The sequence below is a fragment of the Pseudomonas sp. Sample_14 genome (assembly GCF_004307515.1).
Taxonomy (GTDB): Bacteria; Pseudomonadota; Gammaproteobacteria; order Pseudomonadales; family Pseudomonadaceae; genus Aquipseudomonas; species Aquipseudomonas atacamensis.
The window spans coordinates 161,051-177,037 of record NZ_RCOC01000088.1 but is presented as its reverse complement, the minus strand read 5'-3'; the positions used below and the strand labels follow the sequence as shown (position 1 = coordinate 177,037).

Sequence of the window (15,987 nt, the reverse complement as noted above, 5' to 3'; positions counted from 1 at the left end):
ACCTCGAGAGCCTGCAATTCTGCTGACTCGGTATCGAGCCGGGGGCGATAAGCAGGACTCGCCAACCAAGAGTCCCGCTACTACACCCCCTCAAACCTCAGCCTTCACCCCAACATTCACCGGCGCTTTGCGATACGTCAGCAAAACAATCCCGCTCACTACAATCACTCCACCCACGATCTGTCCTCTGCTGAGCATTTGATCCAGCACAATCCAGCCCATCAACAACGTCGCGAGTGGTTCGATATTCATCACCGGGGCGTTGCGTGGCATGTCCAGTCGGGGTACGGAGATGAACAACACAATGAAGCCGGTCCCATAAAGCACCACAAGCGTGGCGAGGGCCAGCCAGCCGGTTGAGGTGGCGGGAAGGTTGAGTCCGCCGGGGAGGGCGTCGGTCAGGCCGGCCAGGTTGACGCTGCTGAAGACAATGAAGATGGTCAGCAGGCTGCGCACCGAGCCGCGCACTTGCGACAGTTTGTGGTCGGTGATCCACAGCGCGCAGGCGAAGACGCTGGCGGCGCAGAAGGCGAGTGCGACGCCCAGTAGCCATTCCGGGCCGACGCTCGCGCTGTCTGATAGACGTCCGGGAACGTCCAGCACGAACACCAGCCCGACGAGAATCAAGCCCATCAACATCGCGGTGCGCGCGCTTGGTCGTGGGCCGCCCAGCGCCCAGGTCAGCAAGGCGAGCAGGATCGGAAACACGTTGGCCACCAGCAGCGCCAAAGCGACCGGCACCCGCGCGACAGCGGAGTACAGACACAGGCTCTGCGCAGTAATCAGCAGGCCCAACAACAGTTGCCAACGCCACGCGCCCGTCGGCAGACGCAGGCTTTGCCGCTGCCACAGGACGAGAATGGCCAGCACCAGCAAAGTCCCGCCCGAGCGCATCAGAATTGCCAGCAACACGCCCGCGCCGTCATCAAAAGCCACCCGTGCCGCGACGTGGTTGCCGGCGAACGCACAGCCCATGCACAACAGAATGATCACGGCGAGATAACGGGGGAAGGGCGGGGGGACGGTTGGCGCAAACTCAGGACGGGACATGGCAGATCTCAAAAATGATAGCCACTCGAGGTGGCTCAGGTTTTTATTATGTTGTCGTACAACTTCCCGATTTGTACCGTAATCGAGCAGACGCGGCAAGCTAGAAAGGCTTGAAAGAACGCGTAGGCGTGATGCTGGTTGAGTTTCAGAGGTCGTATAACTTGCTTTTAAGCCCGAGCATCGAGGAGCGCGGCCCAACCATCCTCCCGAGCTTGGCCGACCAGAAAATCAACAAACGCCCGGGTTTTGGCCGGCAACAGTTTCTGGCTGGAAAAGTACAAATAGATCTGCCCCGCATCGACATGCCAGCCCGGCAAAACCCTTTCCAGCGTGCCGTCCTGCAGATAAGGCAGCACATCCGGAACCGCCAACAGCGCAACCCCCAATCCCAAGCGCACGCACTGACACAGCGCTTGCGGATCGTTGACCAACAGGCGCGGCGCCAACTCCAGCGGTGCTCGTTGCCCGTCGGGGCCTTGCAGCATCCAGCTGCGCACCTTGCCGGTCTGCACCGAGCGCATGGCCAGATGATCCAGCGCCGCCAGCTCTTCGATGTGTCGGATGCGCTTGTGTGCCGAGAGGTATTCCTTCGATGCCACCAGAATCAGATGCGCCGGGGCGATGGCCCTGGCCACCACACCTTGCGCCAGCTCGATGCCGCCACCGATGGCCGCATCAAACCCGTCCGCGATGAGATCGACCTGGCGATTGTCGACGTGCCATTCAGGGGTCACGGCGGGGTATTGCTTGAGAAACTCGGGCATCAGCGGCAACAGAAAATCCCTGGCGAAACCGGGTGCTGCGCTCAGACGCAAAAGCCCTGAAGGCTCTCCGGCATTGCCGGCCACATCGGCAATCGCCGCTTGAACACTTTCCAGTCCCGAACCGACGTTGGCCAGAAAGCGTTCTCCCGCTTCGGTCAGCGTGAGTTTGCGCGTGCTGCGCTGAAACAAGCGTACGCCGAGGTTGGCCTCCAGTTGCGCGACATTGCGACTGACCGCCGCGGGAGTCAGGCCCAGGCGCCGCGCCGCCGCAGAGAAGCTTCCCGCCTCGGCGCTGCGCACGAATGAGAGCAAATTGCCTAAGGTTTCCATCTGCGCACCTTCAACGAATGATTGAAAGTGATTCTAGTGGGCTTCCACTACTGGTGGAAGATAAAAAGGCGTTTCATAGCCTCATCAACTCCAACCACCCAGAGGCTCGACCATGAACACTTCCACGCTTCCACTGACCGGCAAAATCGCCATCGTGACCGGTGGCTCACGCAGCATCGGCGCAGCAATCGCCAAGCGACTCGCGGCAGATGGCGCCACCGTCGCTATCACCTACAACGCATCGCCAGATCGCGCCGAAGCGGTGGTGCAGGAAATCGTTGCGGCGGGCGGCCAGGCTGTGGCGCTGGCGGCCGATGCGGGCAATCCCGAGGCTGTACGTGCAGCGATTGCCGAGGTTGCACAGCGTTTTGGCAAGATCGACATTCTGGTGAACAACGCTGGTATCAGCCTGCTCGGTGCCCCCGAGGACATCGCCTTTGAGGACTTTCAACGCATCCTTGCGGTGAACGTGACCGGCGTCTTCGTCGCCACTCAGCAAGCGCTCAAACACATGGGGCAGGGCGGTCGCATCATTCACATCGGCAGCTCGATGGTGCAATACGCTGCGTTCGCTACCGCCTCCGTCTACACCCTGAGCAAAGGTGCGCTGACCGGTTTCAGTCGTGGACTGGTGCGCGATCTTGGGCCGCGCGGCATCACTGTGAACACCGTCCATCCTGGCCCGACCGACAGCGACATGAACCCGGCCGACGGGCCCATTGCGGACTTCCTACGCCCGAACATCGCCATGGGGCGGTACGGCGAGGGCAAGGATGTTGCCAGCGCGGTGGCGTACCTGGCCAGTGCGGACGCCGGGTTTGTCACCGGCGCAGAATTAATCGTCGACGGCGGCTTCACAGCGTAAGGAGAGCATCATGACTATCAGCATCATCGGTACAGGCTCCATCGGCACCGCCATTGCTCGGTTGCTCGTAAACGCAGGCCTGCCGTTCAGTCTGGCCAACAGTCGCGGGCCGCAGAGCCTTGCCGGTTTGGTCGACGAATTGGGTCCACTCTCACAAGCGGTGACCGCTCAGCAAGCCAGTCAGGCGGACATTGTTTTTCTGGCGGTGAACTGGTCGAAGATCCCCGACGCGGTACGCGATCTCGGGCCTTGGGATGGACGTATCGTGATCGACGCCAACAACCCGATCGAGGCACCACTGTTCAAGCCGTTCGATCTGGGCGGCCAGCCGTCTTCGCAAGTGGTGGCGCAGATGCTGCCCGGTGCGCACGTGGTCAAGGCCTTCAACCATTTGCTCGCGGCTCTGCTGAGCGATCCCTCCGCCGAGGGCGGCAAGCGGGTGCTGTTTTATTCCGGTGAAGATGCCACGAGCAAAACCAAGGTTGCAGAGCTGATTACTCAACTGGGTTTTTACGGCATCGATCTGGGCGGTGTGCAGCAAGGAATGCTTGCGCAGTTCCCGGGCGGACCGCTGCCAGCCTTGAACCTGGTCAAACATGGCTAACCGCTGAGCCCGGGCAACCGGGCTTCACACACCATTCTAGGTATCACAATGTCTTCGCGACACACTGAAACGTAGCAGGCGATTCGCTGCAGTAACACAAGCCCGCTCAGGCGTGTCACGCACAAGCGCATATACTCGCTGAGGCGCTTTCGCTGCGAACTCCCAAAGAGACCTGTCAGGGCAGACGATGATCGACAGAACGGACCCCCCAAATGAATCGGCCAGCGACGAGGCGCTGGGTGCCACGCAGCCCGTAACTGCGCTGAATTTGCGTTGGCTGATTCTCTCCCTGGTACTGCTGTCGGTTCTGGCGACGTTGGGCAACAGCCTTGTCACGGCCTACCGCGTGCAGCGCGATGCCTTGGTTGATCATGCGCTGCAATCGAACAGTGCTTATGCAGCTAAGGTCGCCTCGAGCCTCGCTGAATTCATTCATTCAGCACAGAACCATCTGCGGTACAGCGCCAGTGAATTGGGCAAGGCCTGGGGTGACCCCAGCGTCATGCGCGCCGAAGCGCTGCGCCTGCAAAAACAGGATGCCGATTTCAACTCGATTGCCATAATCGATAGCACTGCCAAGGTGCTGGAGGCGTATCCGGATACTCTGCAAATCAACGGTTCAACGCTGCGTTCGGATGCCATTCTCAAAGCCATCGATGCGAAGCGGCCCTTCATCAGCTCCGCGTATACGTCTGCCGCCGGCAATCTCGTCGTATTCATCTCCGAACCCGTTTACGACTCTGCTGAGCGTTACGTGGGCATCATCGGCGGCTCGGTTTATCTGCGCGAAGACAACGCGCTGCACACCCTGATCAGCCGCCATTTTCACCACGAAGGCACCTTTGCTTTTGTAGCGGATCAGGATCGCCAACTGCTTTTTCACCCTGAGGCGGCGCGCATTGGCGACACCCTGGGCTGGAGCAAAACCGTCGATGCGGCGTTGCGTGGCGAGAGCGGCTCGATGAGCGTGCGTAATTACAAAGGCGTACCCATGCTCGCCGGGTACGCTCAGGTGCCGGGCGCTGGCTGGGCGGTGGTCGCGCAGCAGCCGCGCGAGGTCAGCCTGGCGCCGCTGAACACCTTGATGCGCGATGTGCTGCTGGGAATGCTGCCTGCCGCCCTGATCGGCTTCGTACTGATCTGGTTCGGCACCTTGCTGATCTGTCGCCCGCTCAACCAGCTGTCGCGTATTGCCCGGCAGTTGTCAGCGCCGCAGGCCAGCGAGCAACTTCGCCACGTCAAGGCTTGGTATCACGAGGCATTTTCCATCCGCCAGGCGATGCTTGCCGGCGTGCAGTTGTTGCAAGCGAAGCTGGGCCACCTTAACCAGCAGGTGCTGACTGACCCCATGACCGGACTGGCCAATCGCAGAGCCATGGATCAGGAGTTGCGCCGCCTTGAGCGCAGCGGGCAGACATATTCGGTGTTATCGCTGGACATCGACAATTTCAAAAAGGTTAACGACACCTTTGGCCACGACAAGGGCGATCTGGCGATCAAACAGGTCGCGCATACACTGCAAACCTATTCCCGCGTCGGCGACCTGGCGTGCCGAGCCGGGGGAGAGGAGTTCTTGCTGATTTTGCCGCAAACCGATGTCGAGTCAGCCAGTGCCATCGCTGAGCGGATTCGTCAGGCCATTGCGACCAGTGATATTCCGACCGTGGGGCGCATTACCGCTTCGATCGGAGTGGCAACGTGTGAGCACTTGCCGACTACTGCAGAAATCGTCCTCAAGAAAGCCGATGAGTGCCTCTACCGCGCCAAACAGGGTGGACGCAATCGAGTGGAATCGTACCTGTCGATGGCCTCGAGCGATTCCGAATGAGGCTACAAATTGATGCATGTCACGGGGCTTTCAACTAATCGGCAGAGTTGTTGATTCTGCCTCGATTCCACGCTAAAAGCAGCGGTAGGTGCCGCGCAAACGGCGCGTCCAGCAGTCGCGAAGACGCGTCACGGGCCAAATCATTCGGGCGGTGAAATGAAGCGTTCCAAGATCATGCGGCGGGGAATATTGCTGACGGCCCTTGCGGTGATCGTCCCGTTGGGCATGACCCTCGCGGCTGGCTGGATGCTGTCGATCTACGCGGCTCATGACCGCCTGCAAACGCTCGCCGCGATTGCCAACGATCGCGCCAGTCAGACATTTGCGCAGGCCTCCCAGGCGCTGAAAAGCATTGCTGTCACTGACCTCGAACCCTGCTCGCCACAGGGCATCGAGCAGATGCGCATGATTGCCATCAATACGTTTTCGGTCGAGACGGTCGGCTACGAAGAAGATGTATTTGCCTGCACGTCATGGGGCGCCACGCCGCCGCGGTCGAAGCAATGGGCGGAGGATTTCGTCACCGACGACGGGGTGAAGGTGTCCATCGATGCGCAGGATGACAACGAGCTGATCAAACCGATGCTGGCTTTGCAGTTTGCTGCGTTCAACGTGCTGGTCGACCCGGAACAATTTCGCGAAGTCGTACTGGATGAAGGCGTCAGGCTGGCCGTCGGCACACGTCAGGGCCGCTTGCTCGGCCCGGCGCACCCGAACATGGCGAGTTTCCTTGCCTTGGTGCATGAGGGGCCTACGCATGGCCTCAAGGACGGCTTTCTCTACACACTGGTGGCCCAGGGCAACTTCACCGTAATTGCCGCAATCCCGCGACAGGAACTGCTGCGCAGCCTCGGGCAACACGTGCTTTATCTGCTGCCGATCGGTCTTGTCATCAGCGTAGGCCTGGTCATTGCGAGCCTGCGCTGGTGGCGTCGCAAGCTGTCCCCGCTGGCGGCACTGGAGCGCGCGGTGCAGCGACAGGAGTTCGTGGTTCATTATCAGCCGATCATCGAAATTGAGACCCGGCGCTGCATCGGCGCCGAAGCCTTGATCCGCTGGCGCAAACCCAACGGCACGCTGGTCTACCCGGACGTGTTCATCCCGCTGGCCGAATCCAGTGGCTTGATCGAAGCGATCACTGACCAAGTGGTTCACCGCGTATTCGCAGACCTTGGCGCCATGCTGGCCAGTGATCGTTCACTGCACGTAGCGTTAAATCTGGCCGCAGCCGACGTCAGCTCTGGGCGACTGATCCCCGCTTTGTTGAATGAAAGCCGTCGCCTCGACGTGCAGCCCGCGCAGATATGGCTTGAGGTGACAGAGCGCAGCCTCGTCGATCTGGCGTCAGCGAAAATAACACTGGAGCGCGCGCGAAGCGCCGGGTTTGTTGTCGCGCTGGATGACTTCGGCACCGGCTATTCGAGTCTGCAATACCTGCAGCAATTACCGCTGGACGTGCTCAAGATCGACCGATCCTTTGTTGAGCAGATCAGCGAAGCAGAGGAGCAGACCTTACTGGTCACTCACGTCATTCAGATGGGCCACGCGTTGCGCCTGACACTTGTCGCTGAGGGCGTCGAGACCCCGGCACAGCTAAACTTCCTGGGCGCCAACCAGGTGCGCTATGCACAGGGATGGCTGTTTGCGAAAGCCATGGAGTGCGCACAGTTCCAACAGCTCTATCTGGACGGTCGGCCTTGCACCGACGCGCGCATTCTTCAGGACCCGATTGTTTCCTGAAAGAAACGAGTCGAAAAAACCACATTGACATATCGAAAAATCTCGATATCCTCGGCGCATGGAACTGATCGAAATCTTCAAAGCCCTCTCGAACCCGACGCGCCTCAAGATCCTTGAAGGCCTGAAGGATCCCGTCAAGAATTTCCCCCCGCAGGATGAGGGTGACGTTCTCGTCGAGGGTGTCTGCGTCAGCAGCATCCAGGAAGGTATCGGCCTGTCGCAGTCTACGGTGTCGAGTTACCTGGCCACGTTGCAGCGGGTGGGGCTGGTGGAAGTGCGACGCATCGGTCAATGGACCTACTACAAACGCAATGAGGCTGCTATCAGCGCGCTTGCAGAGATCATAGGGAAAGAGCTGTAAATTTTTTTACTCTAGGATATCGAGAATTCCCGATATCCCTCTTTATCGATACGAGGTTTTGCCATGAAAGCGATGATTTTGAAATCCTTCGGCGGTCCTGATTCGTTCGAACTCAGCGACGTTCCAAAACCGGTTCCGCAAGCGGGCCAAGTGCTGGTCCGAGTGCACGCTACTTCCATCAATCCGCTGGATTATCAGGTTCGGCGCGGTGACTATCCCGATCTGGTGCCGCTGCCGGCCATTACCGGTCACGACGTGTCGGGCGTGGTTGAAGCCATCGGGCCGGGCGTCAGCGCTTTCGCGCCGGGCGACGAAGTCTGGTACACCCCGCAGATATTCGACGGGCAGGGCAGCTATGCCGAGTACCACGTGGCTGCTGAAAGCATCATCGCCAGAAAGCCTGCATCGCTGAGCCACCTTGAGGCGGCTAGTCTGAGTCTGGTCGGCGGTACGGTTTGGGAAGCGCTGACCGTGCGCGCCGTGCTCCGCGTTGGCGAAAGCATTCTGATCCACGGCGGCGCCGGCGGGGTCGGCCATGTGGCGATTCAGGTGGCCAAAGCCATGGGCGCCAGAGTGTTCACCACCGTGCGCGAGGCCAACGCCGATTTCGTCCGCAGCCTGGGTGCCGACGTGGTGATCGATTACACCCAAGAGGATTACGTCGAAGCGATCATGCGCGAAACCGCCGGGCATGGCGTTGATGTGGTGTTCGACACCATCGGCGGCGATACCCTGTCTCGCAGTGCCGACGCGCTCGCCCAGCTTGGCCGCGTCGTCTCGATCGTCGATATCGCGCAGCCACAAAACCTCGTTCAGGCCTGGGGCAAGAACGCCAGCTACCACTTCGTTTTCACCCGGCAGAATCGCGGCAAGCTCGATGAATTGAGCGCGTTGGTCGAGCGCGGCCAGTTGCGGCCCCACGTTGGCGCGGTCTATTCCCTTGCCGACATCCCGCTCGCCCATGCCCGACTGGAGAGCGCCAACAACGGTCTGCTGGGAAAAATCGCCATCGCCGTCGAGTCTTCACTCATCGTCTGAATCCGCTCACTGATTCTGGAGAAACATCATGGTTTACGAGATCGCTGTGCTGCCCGTTCACCCGCAACAGACTGAAGCCTTTCGACGGGCATTTGCCGAAGTCGAACCGTTGCTCACCCGCGCCAAGGGATATGGCGGCCACTTGCTGGCGCAAGGTATTGAAACCCCCGAGCAATTCAATTTGATCGTGCGCTGGCAATCGCTTGAGGATCACTCGCCGGGGTTTGAAGAAAGCGAAGACCACCAGCGGTTCATGCTGGGGCTGGAGGATTATTTTTCGGCAGAACCGAGGGTCTATCACATTGAGGGTGGTGCTTTTCCGGGGGGCGACTTGAGCGTTGCGGGCAGCAGCTCAAGCACAGGGAGTTGAGTGTTCTGATAGCTTTCGTCACAAGCGGCTGCTGCCGATTTTCCCCCCGCGTTGAACCACTGCAATGATGGTAGGCTGCACGAGGTCAGCCGTACCTTCTGTACTCCTGAGTTCGTTCCTTTACTGTCTGCGCCGGCGCGCCTGTCGGCGCAGATGGATTTCCTCTATGGATTACAGCCATGCGCCTGCCAGATTTCATTCTCGAAAACCTAGAGCCGATCCTGCAGGCCTGGGAAGATTTCGCCCGCACCATCGAAACGCCGGGGGTGGAGCTCGATAACGTCGCGCTGCGCGATCACGCCGAGCAGATGTTGCGCGCCATCGTGATCGATCTGCGGACCAAGCAGACCATGAGCGAACAAATCGCCAAAGCCCAGGGCCAAGCACCGCGCGACGATGAAGAAACAGCTGCGGAAACCCACGCGGTGACGCGGCTGATGGCCGGTTTTACCATCGATCAGATGGTGTCGGAATACCGCGCGCTGCGCACCAGTGTGCTGACCCAATGGCTGCGTCAGGTCAAGGATGGCAAATCAGTGAATGTCGACGACATGACGCGCTTCCACGAAGCCATCGATCAGGCGCTGGCCGAGTCGATTGCCAGCTATTCACGCGCCGTCGAGGCTTCGCGCAACGTGTTTCTGGGGATTCTCGGCCATGACTTGCGCACGCCGCTGGGGGCGATTCTGCTCGGTGCGGATATGTTGCGTCGTACCGAAGCCACCGACCCGCGCACCGGCAAAGTCGCCAGGCAGATCTACGCCAGCGTGCAGCGCGCCAGCCAGATCGTGGGCGACCTGTTGGATCTGACGCGCTGCCAGATGGGGCCGGGGATTCCGGTGAAAAAATCCCTGATCGATCTCAGCCCTGTGTGCGAGCGGGTGATCGAGGAAATCCGCGCCTTTCATCCGCAGGCCAACGTGCGGTTCGATGCGACGGAAGCGGTGATGGGAGCGTTCGATGGCGCCAGGATGGAACAGGTGTTTTCCAACATCATCAGTAATGCGGTGACCCACGGCGATAATCAGTTTCCGGTTACGGTTGCACTGGAAGCTCGGGAGGATTGCGCGGTGTTCACGGTGCACAACGGCGGCGAGCCGATTCCAGAAGACGTGTTGCCGTTCATCTTCAATCCTATGGGGCGCTTCTCGCAGCGCTCCGTAGTTGATCACGGGCCCGTCGCTGGCCTCGGGCTGGGCCTGTTTATCGCCTCGGAAATCGTCGCCTCGCATGCCGGGTCGATCGAGGTCAGCTCTGACCGGAACGGCGGAACCGTGTTTCGCGTAAAGCTTCCGATTGATGCTGAAAGCCCCGTCACCATCTAGGCCAATCGATGGAGGGCCGGCCCCGGCCCTCCAGCCTGATCACTCCTCCATCACCTCAACCAAACCGCGGTCCTCACCGAGGAACCCGCCGCTCTGGTGCTGCCACAGCCGCGCATAGGTGCCGTTCTTCTCGAGCAATTGCGCGTGGGTGCCTTGTTCGATGATGCGGCCTTCGTCCATGACGATCAGCCGGTCCATCGCCGCAATGGTCGACAAGCGGTGGGCGATGGCGATCACGGTTTTGCCCTGCATCATTTCATCGAGGCTTTCCTGGATCGCGACTTCGACTTCCGAGTCCAGTGCGCTGGTGGCTTCGTCGAGCAGCAGGATCGGTGCGTTCTTCAGCATCACCCGGGCGATGGCGATGCGTTGGCGCTGCCCGCCCGAAAGCTTGATACCGCGTTCGCCGACCAGCGTGTCGTAGCCGCTGTGGCCCTGCTTGTCGCTCAACTGGCTGATGAAACCATCGGCCTGGGCGTTCACTGCCGCGCGATGGATGTCTTCGTCGGTGGCGTCCGGGCGTCCGTAGGCAATGTTGTCGCGGATCGAACGGTGCAACAGCGACGTGTCCTGGGTGACCATGCCGATCACGCTACGCAGACTGTCCTGGGTGACCTCGGCGATGTTCTGCCCATCGATGCGGATTTCGCCGCGATCAACGTCATAGAAGCGCAGCAGAAGGTTGATCAGCGTCGACTTGCCAGCACCGGAGCGGCCGACCAGGCCGATTTTTTCGCCGGGGCGAATATGCAGGGTCAAGCCGTCGAGCACTTGGCGTTCGCCGTTGTAGTTGAAGCTGACATTGTCGAAAACCACTTCGCCGCCGGCAGGCTCAAGCACTTTGGCATCCGGCGCGTCCTGGACTTTCGGGCCGCTGGTCAGGGTGGCCATGCCGTCCTGCACGGTGCCGATGTTTTCGAACAGCGAAGTCATCTGCCACATGATCCAGTGCGACATGCCATTGATGCGCAACGCCATGGCGGTGATCGCCGCAACAGCGCCGGTGCCGACTTCGCCCTGATGCCACAGCCACAACGCGTAACCACCGGCACCGAGAATCAACGCCACCACCAGCGCCTGATTGACGATTTCGAACTGACTGACCAGCCGCATCTGGCGAAATCCGGTGAGCTTGAAATCTTCCATCGCTGCACGGGCAAAGTGCGCTTCACGCTTGGAGTGCGAGAACAGTTTGACCGTGGTGATGTTGGTGTAGGCATCGGCAATCCGCCCGGTCATCGACGAGCGCGCATCGGCCTGTTCCTGGCCGACCTTGCCCAGACGCGGGACGAAATACACCATCGCCAGCCCGAACAGAACGATCCACGCCAGAAACGGCAGCATCAGCTTCAGCGCAAAGCCACCGGCCAGCGCAATGATCGCGATGAAGTACACGCCAATGCCGGGGAGGATTTCGATCAGGGTGAACAGCACCTCGCGCACCGACAACGCAGTCTGCATGACCTTGGTCGTCACCCGGCCGGAGAACTCGTCGGAGAAGAACGACAGACTTTGCCGCAGCATCAACCGGTGAAAGTCCCAGCGCAGGCGCAGCGGCAGATTGATCGCGAGGATCTGATGCTGGACCATCGTGCGCAGCGCCACCAGACCAATGCTGACTACCAGCACGATGCCGATGCCCCACAACACGCGGCTTTCCTCATCACCGGCGGCGCCGCCGGATTGCCAGGTCGAGAGCAGATCCACCACTTGCCCAAGGAAAGAAAACAGCCACGCCTCGTAGATCGACACGCTGGCGCTGAGCAGGGCGAAGGCCAGGATGTAACCGCGCGCCCCCCGGGTGCAGGCCCACAAGAAGCGCATCAGGCCGACTGGCGGTGGCGGCGCCTCGTCGGGCGGGAAGGGGTCGAGCCTTTCTTCAAACAGGCGAAGCATTGCGGTCTCCGAAGTGATCAGGGTGTGGGGATTCTGCCATCTATCGGCGTTGTTGCGGGTTTCAGCGTCGTGTTGCAGATAAATGCTTGTGCCTTGTCTTGACCGCAGCCAGGCGCAGAAGCTCAACGCAATCGTGCCAAGCGCAACCTTTCGTCGCTGATCCAGACCTGATGTCGCACACTCATCAACCTCTTTGAACTCTCGCGCAAGCTGCTCCGTCATCTTCTATGTGGGGGCTCGAGGCAATGTTGCCGTGTAGCTCCGTTTTTCCGTTTTCAAGTCAGAACGCGAGGGGCCACATGAATACTCAAGACAGCAGGGCAGGCTTTGAATCAGGTGATCCGAACAGCAAGCCTGGACAGGGTTTTGAACATTTGAAGGACGACGTCAACGAAGCAATTGGCGGCGCGCGGCAACAGGCCGACGCGCAATTCGGACAGTACCGCGACACCGCGGCCGAACAGATAGAAGCACTGGCCCAAGGCGCAAAGAGCTTCGTCTCGGAGTTGCAGGACAAGGACACGCTGGGCATGTCCGACTACCTGACGGACATGGCGGATTCCATGACCGGGCTGGCGGGCAACCTGCGCGGCAAGAGTGCCGAGCAGTTGCTGCACGATGCGGCGGATCTGGCGCGCAGCAATCCGGGGCTATTCATCGCCGGCAGCATCGCCATCGGTTTCGGCCTGTCGCGGTTTCTCAAAGCCGGCACGGCCGCAGCAGCGACGGTCAGCGCCGAGCACGATCCGGCGGCGGGCACGACATCGACGCCACCGCCAGCCGATTACGGTGCGCAGCGACCCTATGAATCGTCAGTACCGTCATCGGCCCACGCCAATCCGGGACTGGCCACCGGCATCACCCCGACCTCGCCCAGTGACAGCGATCACCCCGCTGATTTTGCCGCGGCTTCCGTACCGCACGCACCCGACGCCAAAGGAGAACTGTGATGAACAGAGATGAATCTGATCTGAGCGGGGCAAGGCCCCTCGGCCAAACGGATGACGCTTCGGTGGTCGGTCTGTTGCGACAACTGTCCCGAGAGGTGCCAGCGTTGTTCACCAAGGAACTGGCATTGGCAAAAGCCGAACTGCAGAACAGCCTCAGCACGCTGAAGGCGGGCATCGGTGCGGTTGCTGGTGGTGCGATCGTGTTCCTCGCCGGCTTTATTATTCTGCTGATGTCGGCGGTGTACGGCCTGAGTATGTTCATGGCGCCATGGCTGGCCGCGCTGATCGTCGGCGTGGTGGTGATGATCATTGGCTTCGCCATGCTGCAATCCGGGAAGAAGCAATTCGAGCCATCTCACTTCAAACCTGATCGCACCCTCGACGCCTTGAACAAGGATCAGGAAGCGCTGCGGAGGAAAGTCTCATGAAAAGCGAACTGGATATCGAAGCGGAAAAAAGCCCGGAGCAGATCGAGCGCGAAATCGATGCGCAACGCGCGAGCATCGGCAACATCGTCGATCAACTCGAGAGCAAATTCACTCCCGGGCAAATGATCGATCAGGCCTGGGGGATGATGCAGAGCAACGGCTCGACGTTCTTCACCAATCTCGGCACCAGCGTGCGCAATAACCCGGTGCCGGCGGTGCTGACTTCGGTGGGACTGCTCTGGCTGATGATCAGCCAGAATCGCCCGCCAGTGCCGCAACCGACCTATCGCAGCGGGCCGGATCAGGACAAGGCCGGCGAGTGGGCCGACGGTTTGGCCGACGGCATCGACAGCGCCCGCGCGCATTTGCACTCGACTACTGACTCGCTGAAGGACGGCTACCAGTCGCTGAAAGGCAAGGCCAGCCACCTCGGGGAAAACGTCGGTGCGGCGAAGGAAAATCTGACCCATGCGATGCATGACGCCAGTGATCGACTGTCGCGTAATTCGCAAGTGCTCGGCCAGCAATTCAGCCACCTGCTCAAGGAGCAACCACTGATGGTGGCTGCCGCCGGGGTTGCGCTCGGTGCATTGCTCGGCGCGGCATTGCCGACTACGTCCACTGAGCAGCGCTACATGGGCCGCACAAGCGCGGGCATGGTCGACAAAGCCAAGCAGAAAGCTCAGGAAGGGTATGAAGCCGTGCGTGACACGGTGACTCGGACCACTGAACAAACCGAAGTGGAGACCAAGCCGGAAACGGCGCGGCCTTCGTCTTCCGATTTGTCACAGGGGTTGGGTACTTCTTGATGGTGAAAAACAAGGGAGGCCTGCAATGGGCCTCCCTTTTTATTGGACTGCGGGTCAGGTCGATACCTCATTCTGCAGGCCTTTCAAATATTCGACCAACGTCTGCGCGCACGCTTCAATCGCGCCATCCACGACCAGTTCAAACCCGTGGGTATTCTCGGTCGGGATTGCGATGCAGCCGGCCTGGGCGCTGATGCCTGAGCTCATCACCGCGCTGGCGTCGGAGGCGAAATCCACCAGCAGGGCGAACTGTGGATCGAAGCCGCAACGCTTGGCTGCGTCGGCCAAGGCCATGACCACGCCGCGCGAGTAATAGCCTTTCTGGTCGCCGGTATCGATGATCGGGTCGACGCTCAATCGCGTTGCGTACTCGCTCATCACCGGGCCGACTTCCACCGCGATTGTGGTGTCGCCGGGCAGGTGCGCAGCGGCGTACATTGCGCCGGCGTTGCTTTCTTCCTCGAGGGTGGTGAAGACAAAGTAGGTGTCGTGCGCCAATTCGGTCGGGCTGCGCTTGAGTTGCTCGGCTGCCTGGAGCATGGCGACGACGGGCGCGCGGTCATCGAGAAAATGCGCAGCGGTGGCGTCACCCACCCGGAACGGCGTGCGCCAATGCTGGCTGAGCACAACGCGGGTGCCGGGACGCACGCCCATGTCTTGCAAGGTTTGCGGGTCGTGGCGGGTGATGATGTGCACGTCTTTCCACTCCACCGCGCCGCTCATCACATCCTGGCCCTGCGGCGAGCCTGTGGTGGCGTGCATCGAGCCGAATGAGAGCACGCCGGGCAGGGTTTGCGCATCGCCGAGAATATCCACCGGACACACACCGAAATTCACCGGATTCGCACCGCCGAGGGCAACCACCCGCAACGTACCGTCCGGCTCGACGCGTTTGACCAGCATGGCGATCTCATCCATGTGGCCCATGATGCGCACAGCGTGCTTGCCGTCCGGATCGGGTTCGTGACCCTTGAGCAGGCCGATGACATTGCCGGCCCGATCGGTCCAGACCTCGTCGCAATGGCGCCGCAGTTCTTCCAGGCAGATCGCCCGGACCTCGTCCTCCTGACCGCCGGGGCCGCGCGCCATGAGCAAGCGGCTCAATAGTGTTTGGGTAGATTCCTCTGAGTTGCGCGGCAAAGGCGTTTGGTTATCCGACATGCGTACTGACCCTCCTTGTATCGGCGGACGTGTATCGACCGCTCAGGATTTAGGGGGCAGGTTGGCGGGAAAATTCAGATGGGTTGAAGCCTTCTGATTCACCTGCATTCCCTGTGGGAGCGAGCTTGCTCGCGAAAGCGCAGTGTCAGGCGATGATGATGTTGACTGTGCCGGCGCCTTCGCGAGCAGGGATTTTGGTTGCGCTGAAGATTGCGGCCTTGCCCGGACCATTGTGGGAGCGAGCTTGCTCGCGATAGCGGTGTGACAGGCGATGATGAGGTTGAATGTGCCGACGCCTTCGCGGGCTAGTCCGCTCCCACAGAGATTTGGGTTGGGCTGAAGATTGTGGCCTTGCCCCGGACCATTGTGGGAGCGAGCCTGCTCGCGAAAGCGGTGTGACAGGCGATGATGATGTTGAATGTGCCGACGCCTTCGCGGGCTAGTCCGCTCCCACAGAGATTTGGGTTG

Annotated in this window: 15 protein-coding genes; 11 read left to right on the top strand and 4 right to left on the bottom strand. The window is 60.5% G+C overall.

The window, feature by feature from the left end; genetic code table 11:
* Window positions 1–90 precede the first annotated feature (90 nt).
* A complete protein-coding gene (locus D8U61_RS21445; protein WP_130927626.1) occupies window positions 91–1,050 on the bottom strand; it encodes a DMT family transporter in 960 nt (319 codons plus the stop codon).
* 167 nt (window positions 1,051–1,217) lie between these two features.
* The gene (locus tag D8U61_RS21440) at window positions 1,218–2,144 is read right to left on the bottom strand and encodes a LysR family transcriptional regulator (protein WP_130903296.1); all 927 of its coding nucleotides are present in this window, start codon (window positions 2,142–2,144) and stop codon (window positions 1,218–1,220) included.
* 112 nt (window positions 2,145–2,256) lie between these two features.
* Between D8U61_RS21440 and D8U61_RS21435 the strand changes: the two genes are divergently transcribed.
* The 8 genes from D8U61_RS21435 to D8U61_RS21400 all read left to right on the top strand — a co-directional run bounded on the left by D8U61_RS21435 (window position 2,257) and on the right by D8U61_RS21400 (window position 10,275).
* Window positions 2,257–3,009, top strand: coding sequence for a 3-oxoacyl-ACP reductase family protein (locus tag D8U61_RS21435; RefSeq protein WP_071171903.1), 753 nt, complete (start codon window positions 2,257–2,259; stop codon window positions 3,007–3,009).
* Window positions 3,010–3,016: 7 nt separating this feature from the next.
* Window positions 3,017–3,613 carry an NADPH-dependent F420 reductase gene (locus D8U61_RS21430; protein ID WP_206663094.1) on the top strand — a complete coding sequence of 199 codons (597 nt, stop codon included), beginning with the start codon at window positions 3,017–3,019 and terminating at the stop codon, window positions 3,611–3,613.
* 187 nt (window positions 3,614–3,800) lie between these two features.
* The gene (locus D8U61_RS21425; RefSeq protein ID WP_130903297.1) at window positions 3,801–5,441 is read left to right on the top strand and encodes a sensor domain-containing diguanylate cyclase; all 1,641 of its coding nucleotides are present in this window, start codon (window positions 3,801–3,803) and stop codon (window positions 5,439–5,441) included.
* Between the two features lie 156 nt (window positions 5,442–5,597).
* Window positions 5,598–7,181, top strand: a complete 1,584-nt coding sequence (locus tag D8U61_RS21420; RefSeq protein WP_130927624.1) for an EAL domain-containing protein — start codon at window positions 5,598–5,600, stop codon at window positions 7,179–7,181.
* Between the two features lie 58 nt (window positions 7,182–7,239).
* Window positions 7,240–7,542: a metalloregulator ArsR/SmtB family transcription factor gene (locus D8U61_RS21415; protein ID WP_024012559.1), complete on the top strand. Its 303-nt coding sequence runs from the start codon at window positions 7,240–7,242 to the stop codon at window positions 7,540–7,542.
* A 63-nt stretch (window positions 7,543–7,605) separates the two neighbouring features.
* A complete protein-coding gene (locus tag D8U61_RS21410; RefSeq protein ID WP_130889206.1) occupies window positions 7,606–8,580 on the top strand; it encodes a zinc-dependent alcohol dehydrogenase family protein in 975 nt (324 codons plus the stop codon).
* A 28-nt stretch (window positions 8,581–8,608) separates the two neighbouring features.
* Window positions 8,609–8,950, top strand: a complete 342-nt coding sequence (locus D8U61_RS21405) for an antibiotic biosynthesis monooxygenase (protein ID WP_122610139.1) — start codon at window positions 8,609–8,611, stop codon at window positions 8,948–8,950.
* Window positions 8,951–9,129: 179 nt separating this feature from the next.
* Entirely contained in the window at window positions 9,130–10,275 is a 1,146-nt protein-coding gene (locus D8U61_RS21400) for a sensor histidine kinase (RefSeq protein WP_130903299.1), read from the top strand.
* 39 nt (window positions 10,276–10,314) lie between these two features.
* Here D8U61_RS21400 and D8U61_RS21395 read toward each other — a convergent pair whose 3' ends face one another.
* The gene (locus D8U61_RS21395; RefSeq protein ID WP_056784851.1) at window positions 10,315–12,171 is read right to left on the bottom strand and encodes an ABC transporter ATP-binding protein; all 1,857 of its coding nucleotides are present in this window, start codon (window positions 12,169–12,171) and stop codon (window positions 10,315–10,317) included.
* 299 nt (window positions 12,172–12,470) lie between these two features.
* Between D8U61_RS21395 and D8U61_RS21390 the strand changes: the two genes are divergently transcribed.
* Genes D8U61_RS21390 through D8U61_RS21380 form a run of 3 tightly spaced genes read left to right on the top strand, consistent with a single transcriptional unit; the run spans window position 12,471 to window position 14,358 of the window.
* Window positions 12,471–13,121 carry a hypothetical protein gene (locus tag D8U61_RS21390; protein ID WP_125915985.1) on the top strand — a complete coding sequence of 217 codons (651 nt, stop codon included), beginning with the start codon at window positions 12,471–12,473 and terminating at the stop codon, window positions 13,119–13,121.
* Window positions 13,121–13,549, top strand: a complete 429-nt coding sequence (locus D8U61_RS21385; RefSeq protein ID WP_024012566.1) for a phage holin family protein — start codon at window positions 13,121–13,123, stop codon at window positions 13,547–13,549. Before D8U61_RS21390 ends, D8U61_RS21385 begins: the two co-directional genes overlap by 1 nt.
* On the top strand, window positions 13,546–14,358 hold the full coding sequence (locus D8U61_RS21380) for a DUF3618 domain-containing protein (protein WP_125926086.1): 813 nt from the start codon (window positions 13,546–13,548) through the stop codon (window positions 14,356–14,358). The genes D8U61_RS21385 and D8U61_RS21380 overlap by 4 nt, the downstream gene beginning before the upstream one ends.
* A 54-nt stretch (window positions 14,359–14,412) precedes the next feature.
* On the opposite strand, the gene D8U61_RS21375 is transcribed toward D8U61_RS21380, so the two are convergent.
* On the bottom strand, window positions 14,413–15,519 hold the full coding sequence (locus tag D8U61_RS21375) for a M20/M25/M40 family metallo-hydrolase (RefSeq protein ID WP_130927623.1): 1,107 nt from the start codon (window positions 15,517–15,519) through the stop codon (window positions 14,413–14,415).
* Window positions 15,520–15,987: the final 468 nt, after the last annotated feature.

Bases quoted from the DNA above. Each gene is read 5' to 3' on its own strand.
- D8U61_RS21445 (WP_130927626.1), bottom strand. From the start codon at position 1,050: ATGTCCCGTCCTGAGTTTGCGCCAACCGTCCCCCCGCCCTTCCCCCGT.
- D8U61_RS21440 (WP_130903296.1), bottom strand. From the start codon at position 2,144: ATGGAAACCTTAGGCAATTTGCTCTCATTCGTGCGCAGCGCCGAGGCG.
- D8U61_RS21435 (WP_071171903.1), top strand. From the start codon at position 2,257: ATGAACACTTCCACGCTTCCACTGACCGGCAAAATCGCCATCGTGACC.
- D8U61_RS21425 (WP_130903297.1), top strand. From the start codon at position 3,801: ATGATCGACAGAACGGACCCCCCAAATGAATCGGCCAGCGACGAGGCG.
- D8U61_RS21420 (WP_130927624.1), top strand. From the start codon at position 5,598: ATGAAGCGTTCCAAGATCATGCGGCGGGGAATATTGCTGACGGCCCTT.
- D8U61_RS21415 (WP_024012559.1), top strand. From the start codon at position 7,240: ATGGAACTGATCGAAATCTTCAAAGCCCTCTCGAACCCGACGCGCCTC.
- D8U61_RS21410 (WP_130889206.1), top strand. From the start codon at position 7,606: ATGAAAGCGATGATTTTGAAATCCTTCGGCGGTCCTGATTCGTTCGAA.
- D8U61_RS21405 (WP_122610139.1), top strand. From the start codon at position 8,609: ATGGTTTACGAGATCGCTGTGCTGCCCGTTCACCCGCAACAGACTGAA.
- D8U61_RS21400 (WP_130903299.1), top strand. From the start codon at position 9,130: ATGCGCCTGCCAGATTTCATTCTCGAAAACCTAGAGCCGATCCTGCAG.
- D8U61_RS21395 (WP_056784851.1), bottom strand. From the start codon at position 12,171: ATGCTTCGCCTGTTTGAAGAAAGGCTCGACCCCTTCCCGCCCGACGAG.
- D8U61_RS21390 (WP_125915985.1), top strand. From the start codon at position 12,471: ATGAATACTCAAGACAGCAGGGCAGGCTTTGAATCAGGTGATCCGAAC.
- D8U61_RS21385 (WP_024012566.1), top strand. From the start codon at position 13,121: ATGAACAGAGATGAATCTGATCTGAGCGGGGCAAGGCCCCTCGGCCAA.
- D8U61_RS21380 (WP_125926086.1), top strand. From the start codon at position 13,546: ATGAAAAGCGAACTGGATATCGAAGCGGAAAAAAGCCCGGAGCAGATC.
- D8U61_RS21375 (WP_130927623.1), bottom strand. From the start codon at position 15,519: ATGTCGGATAACCAAACGCCTTTGCCGCGCAACTCAGAGGAATCTACC.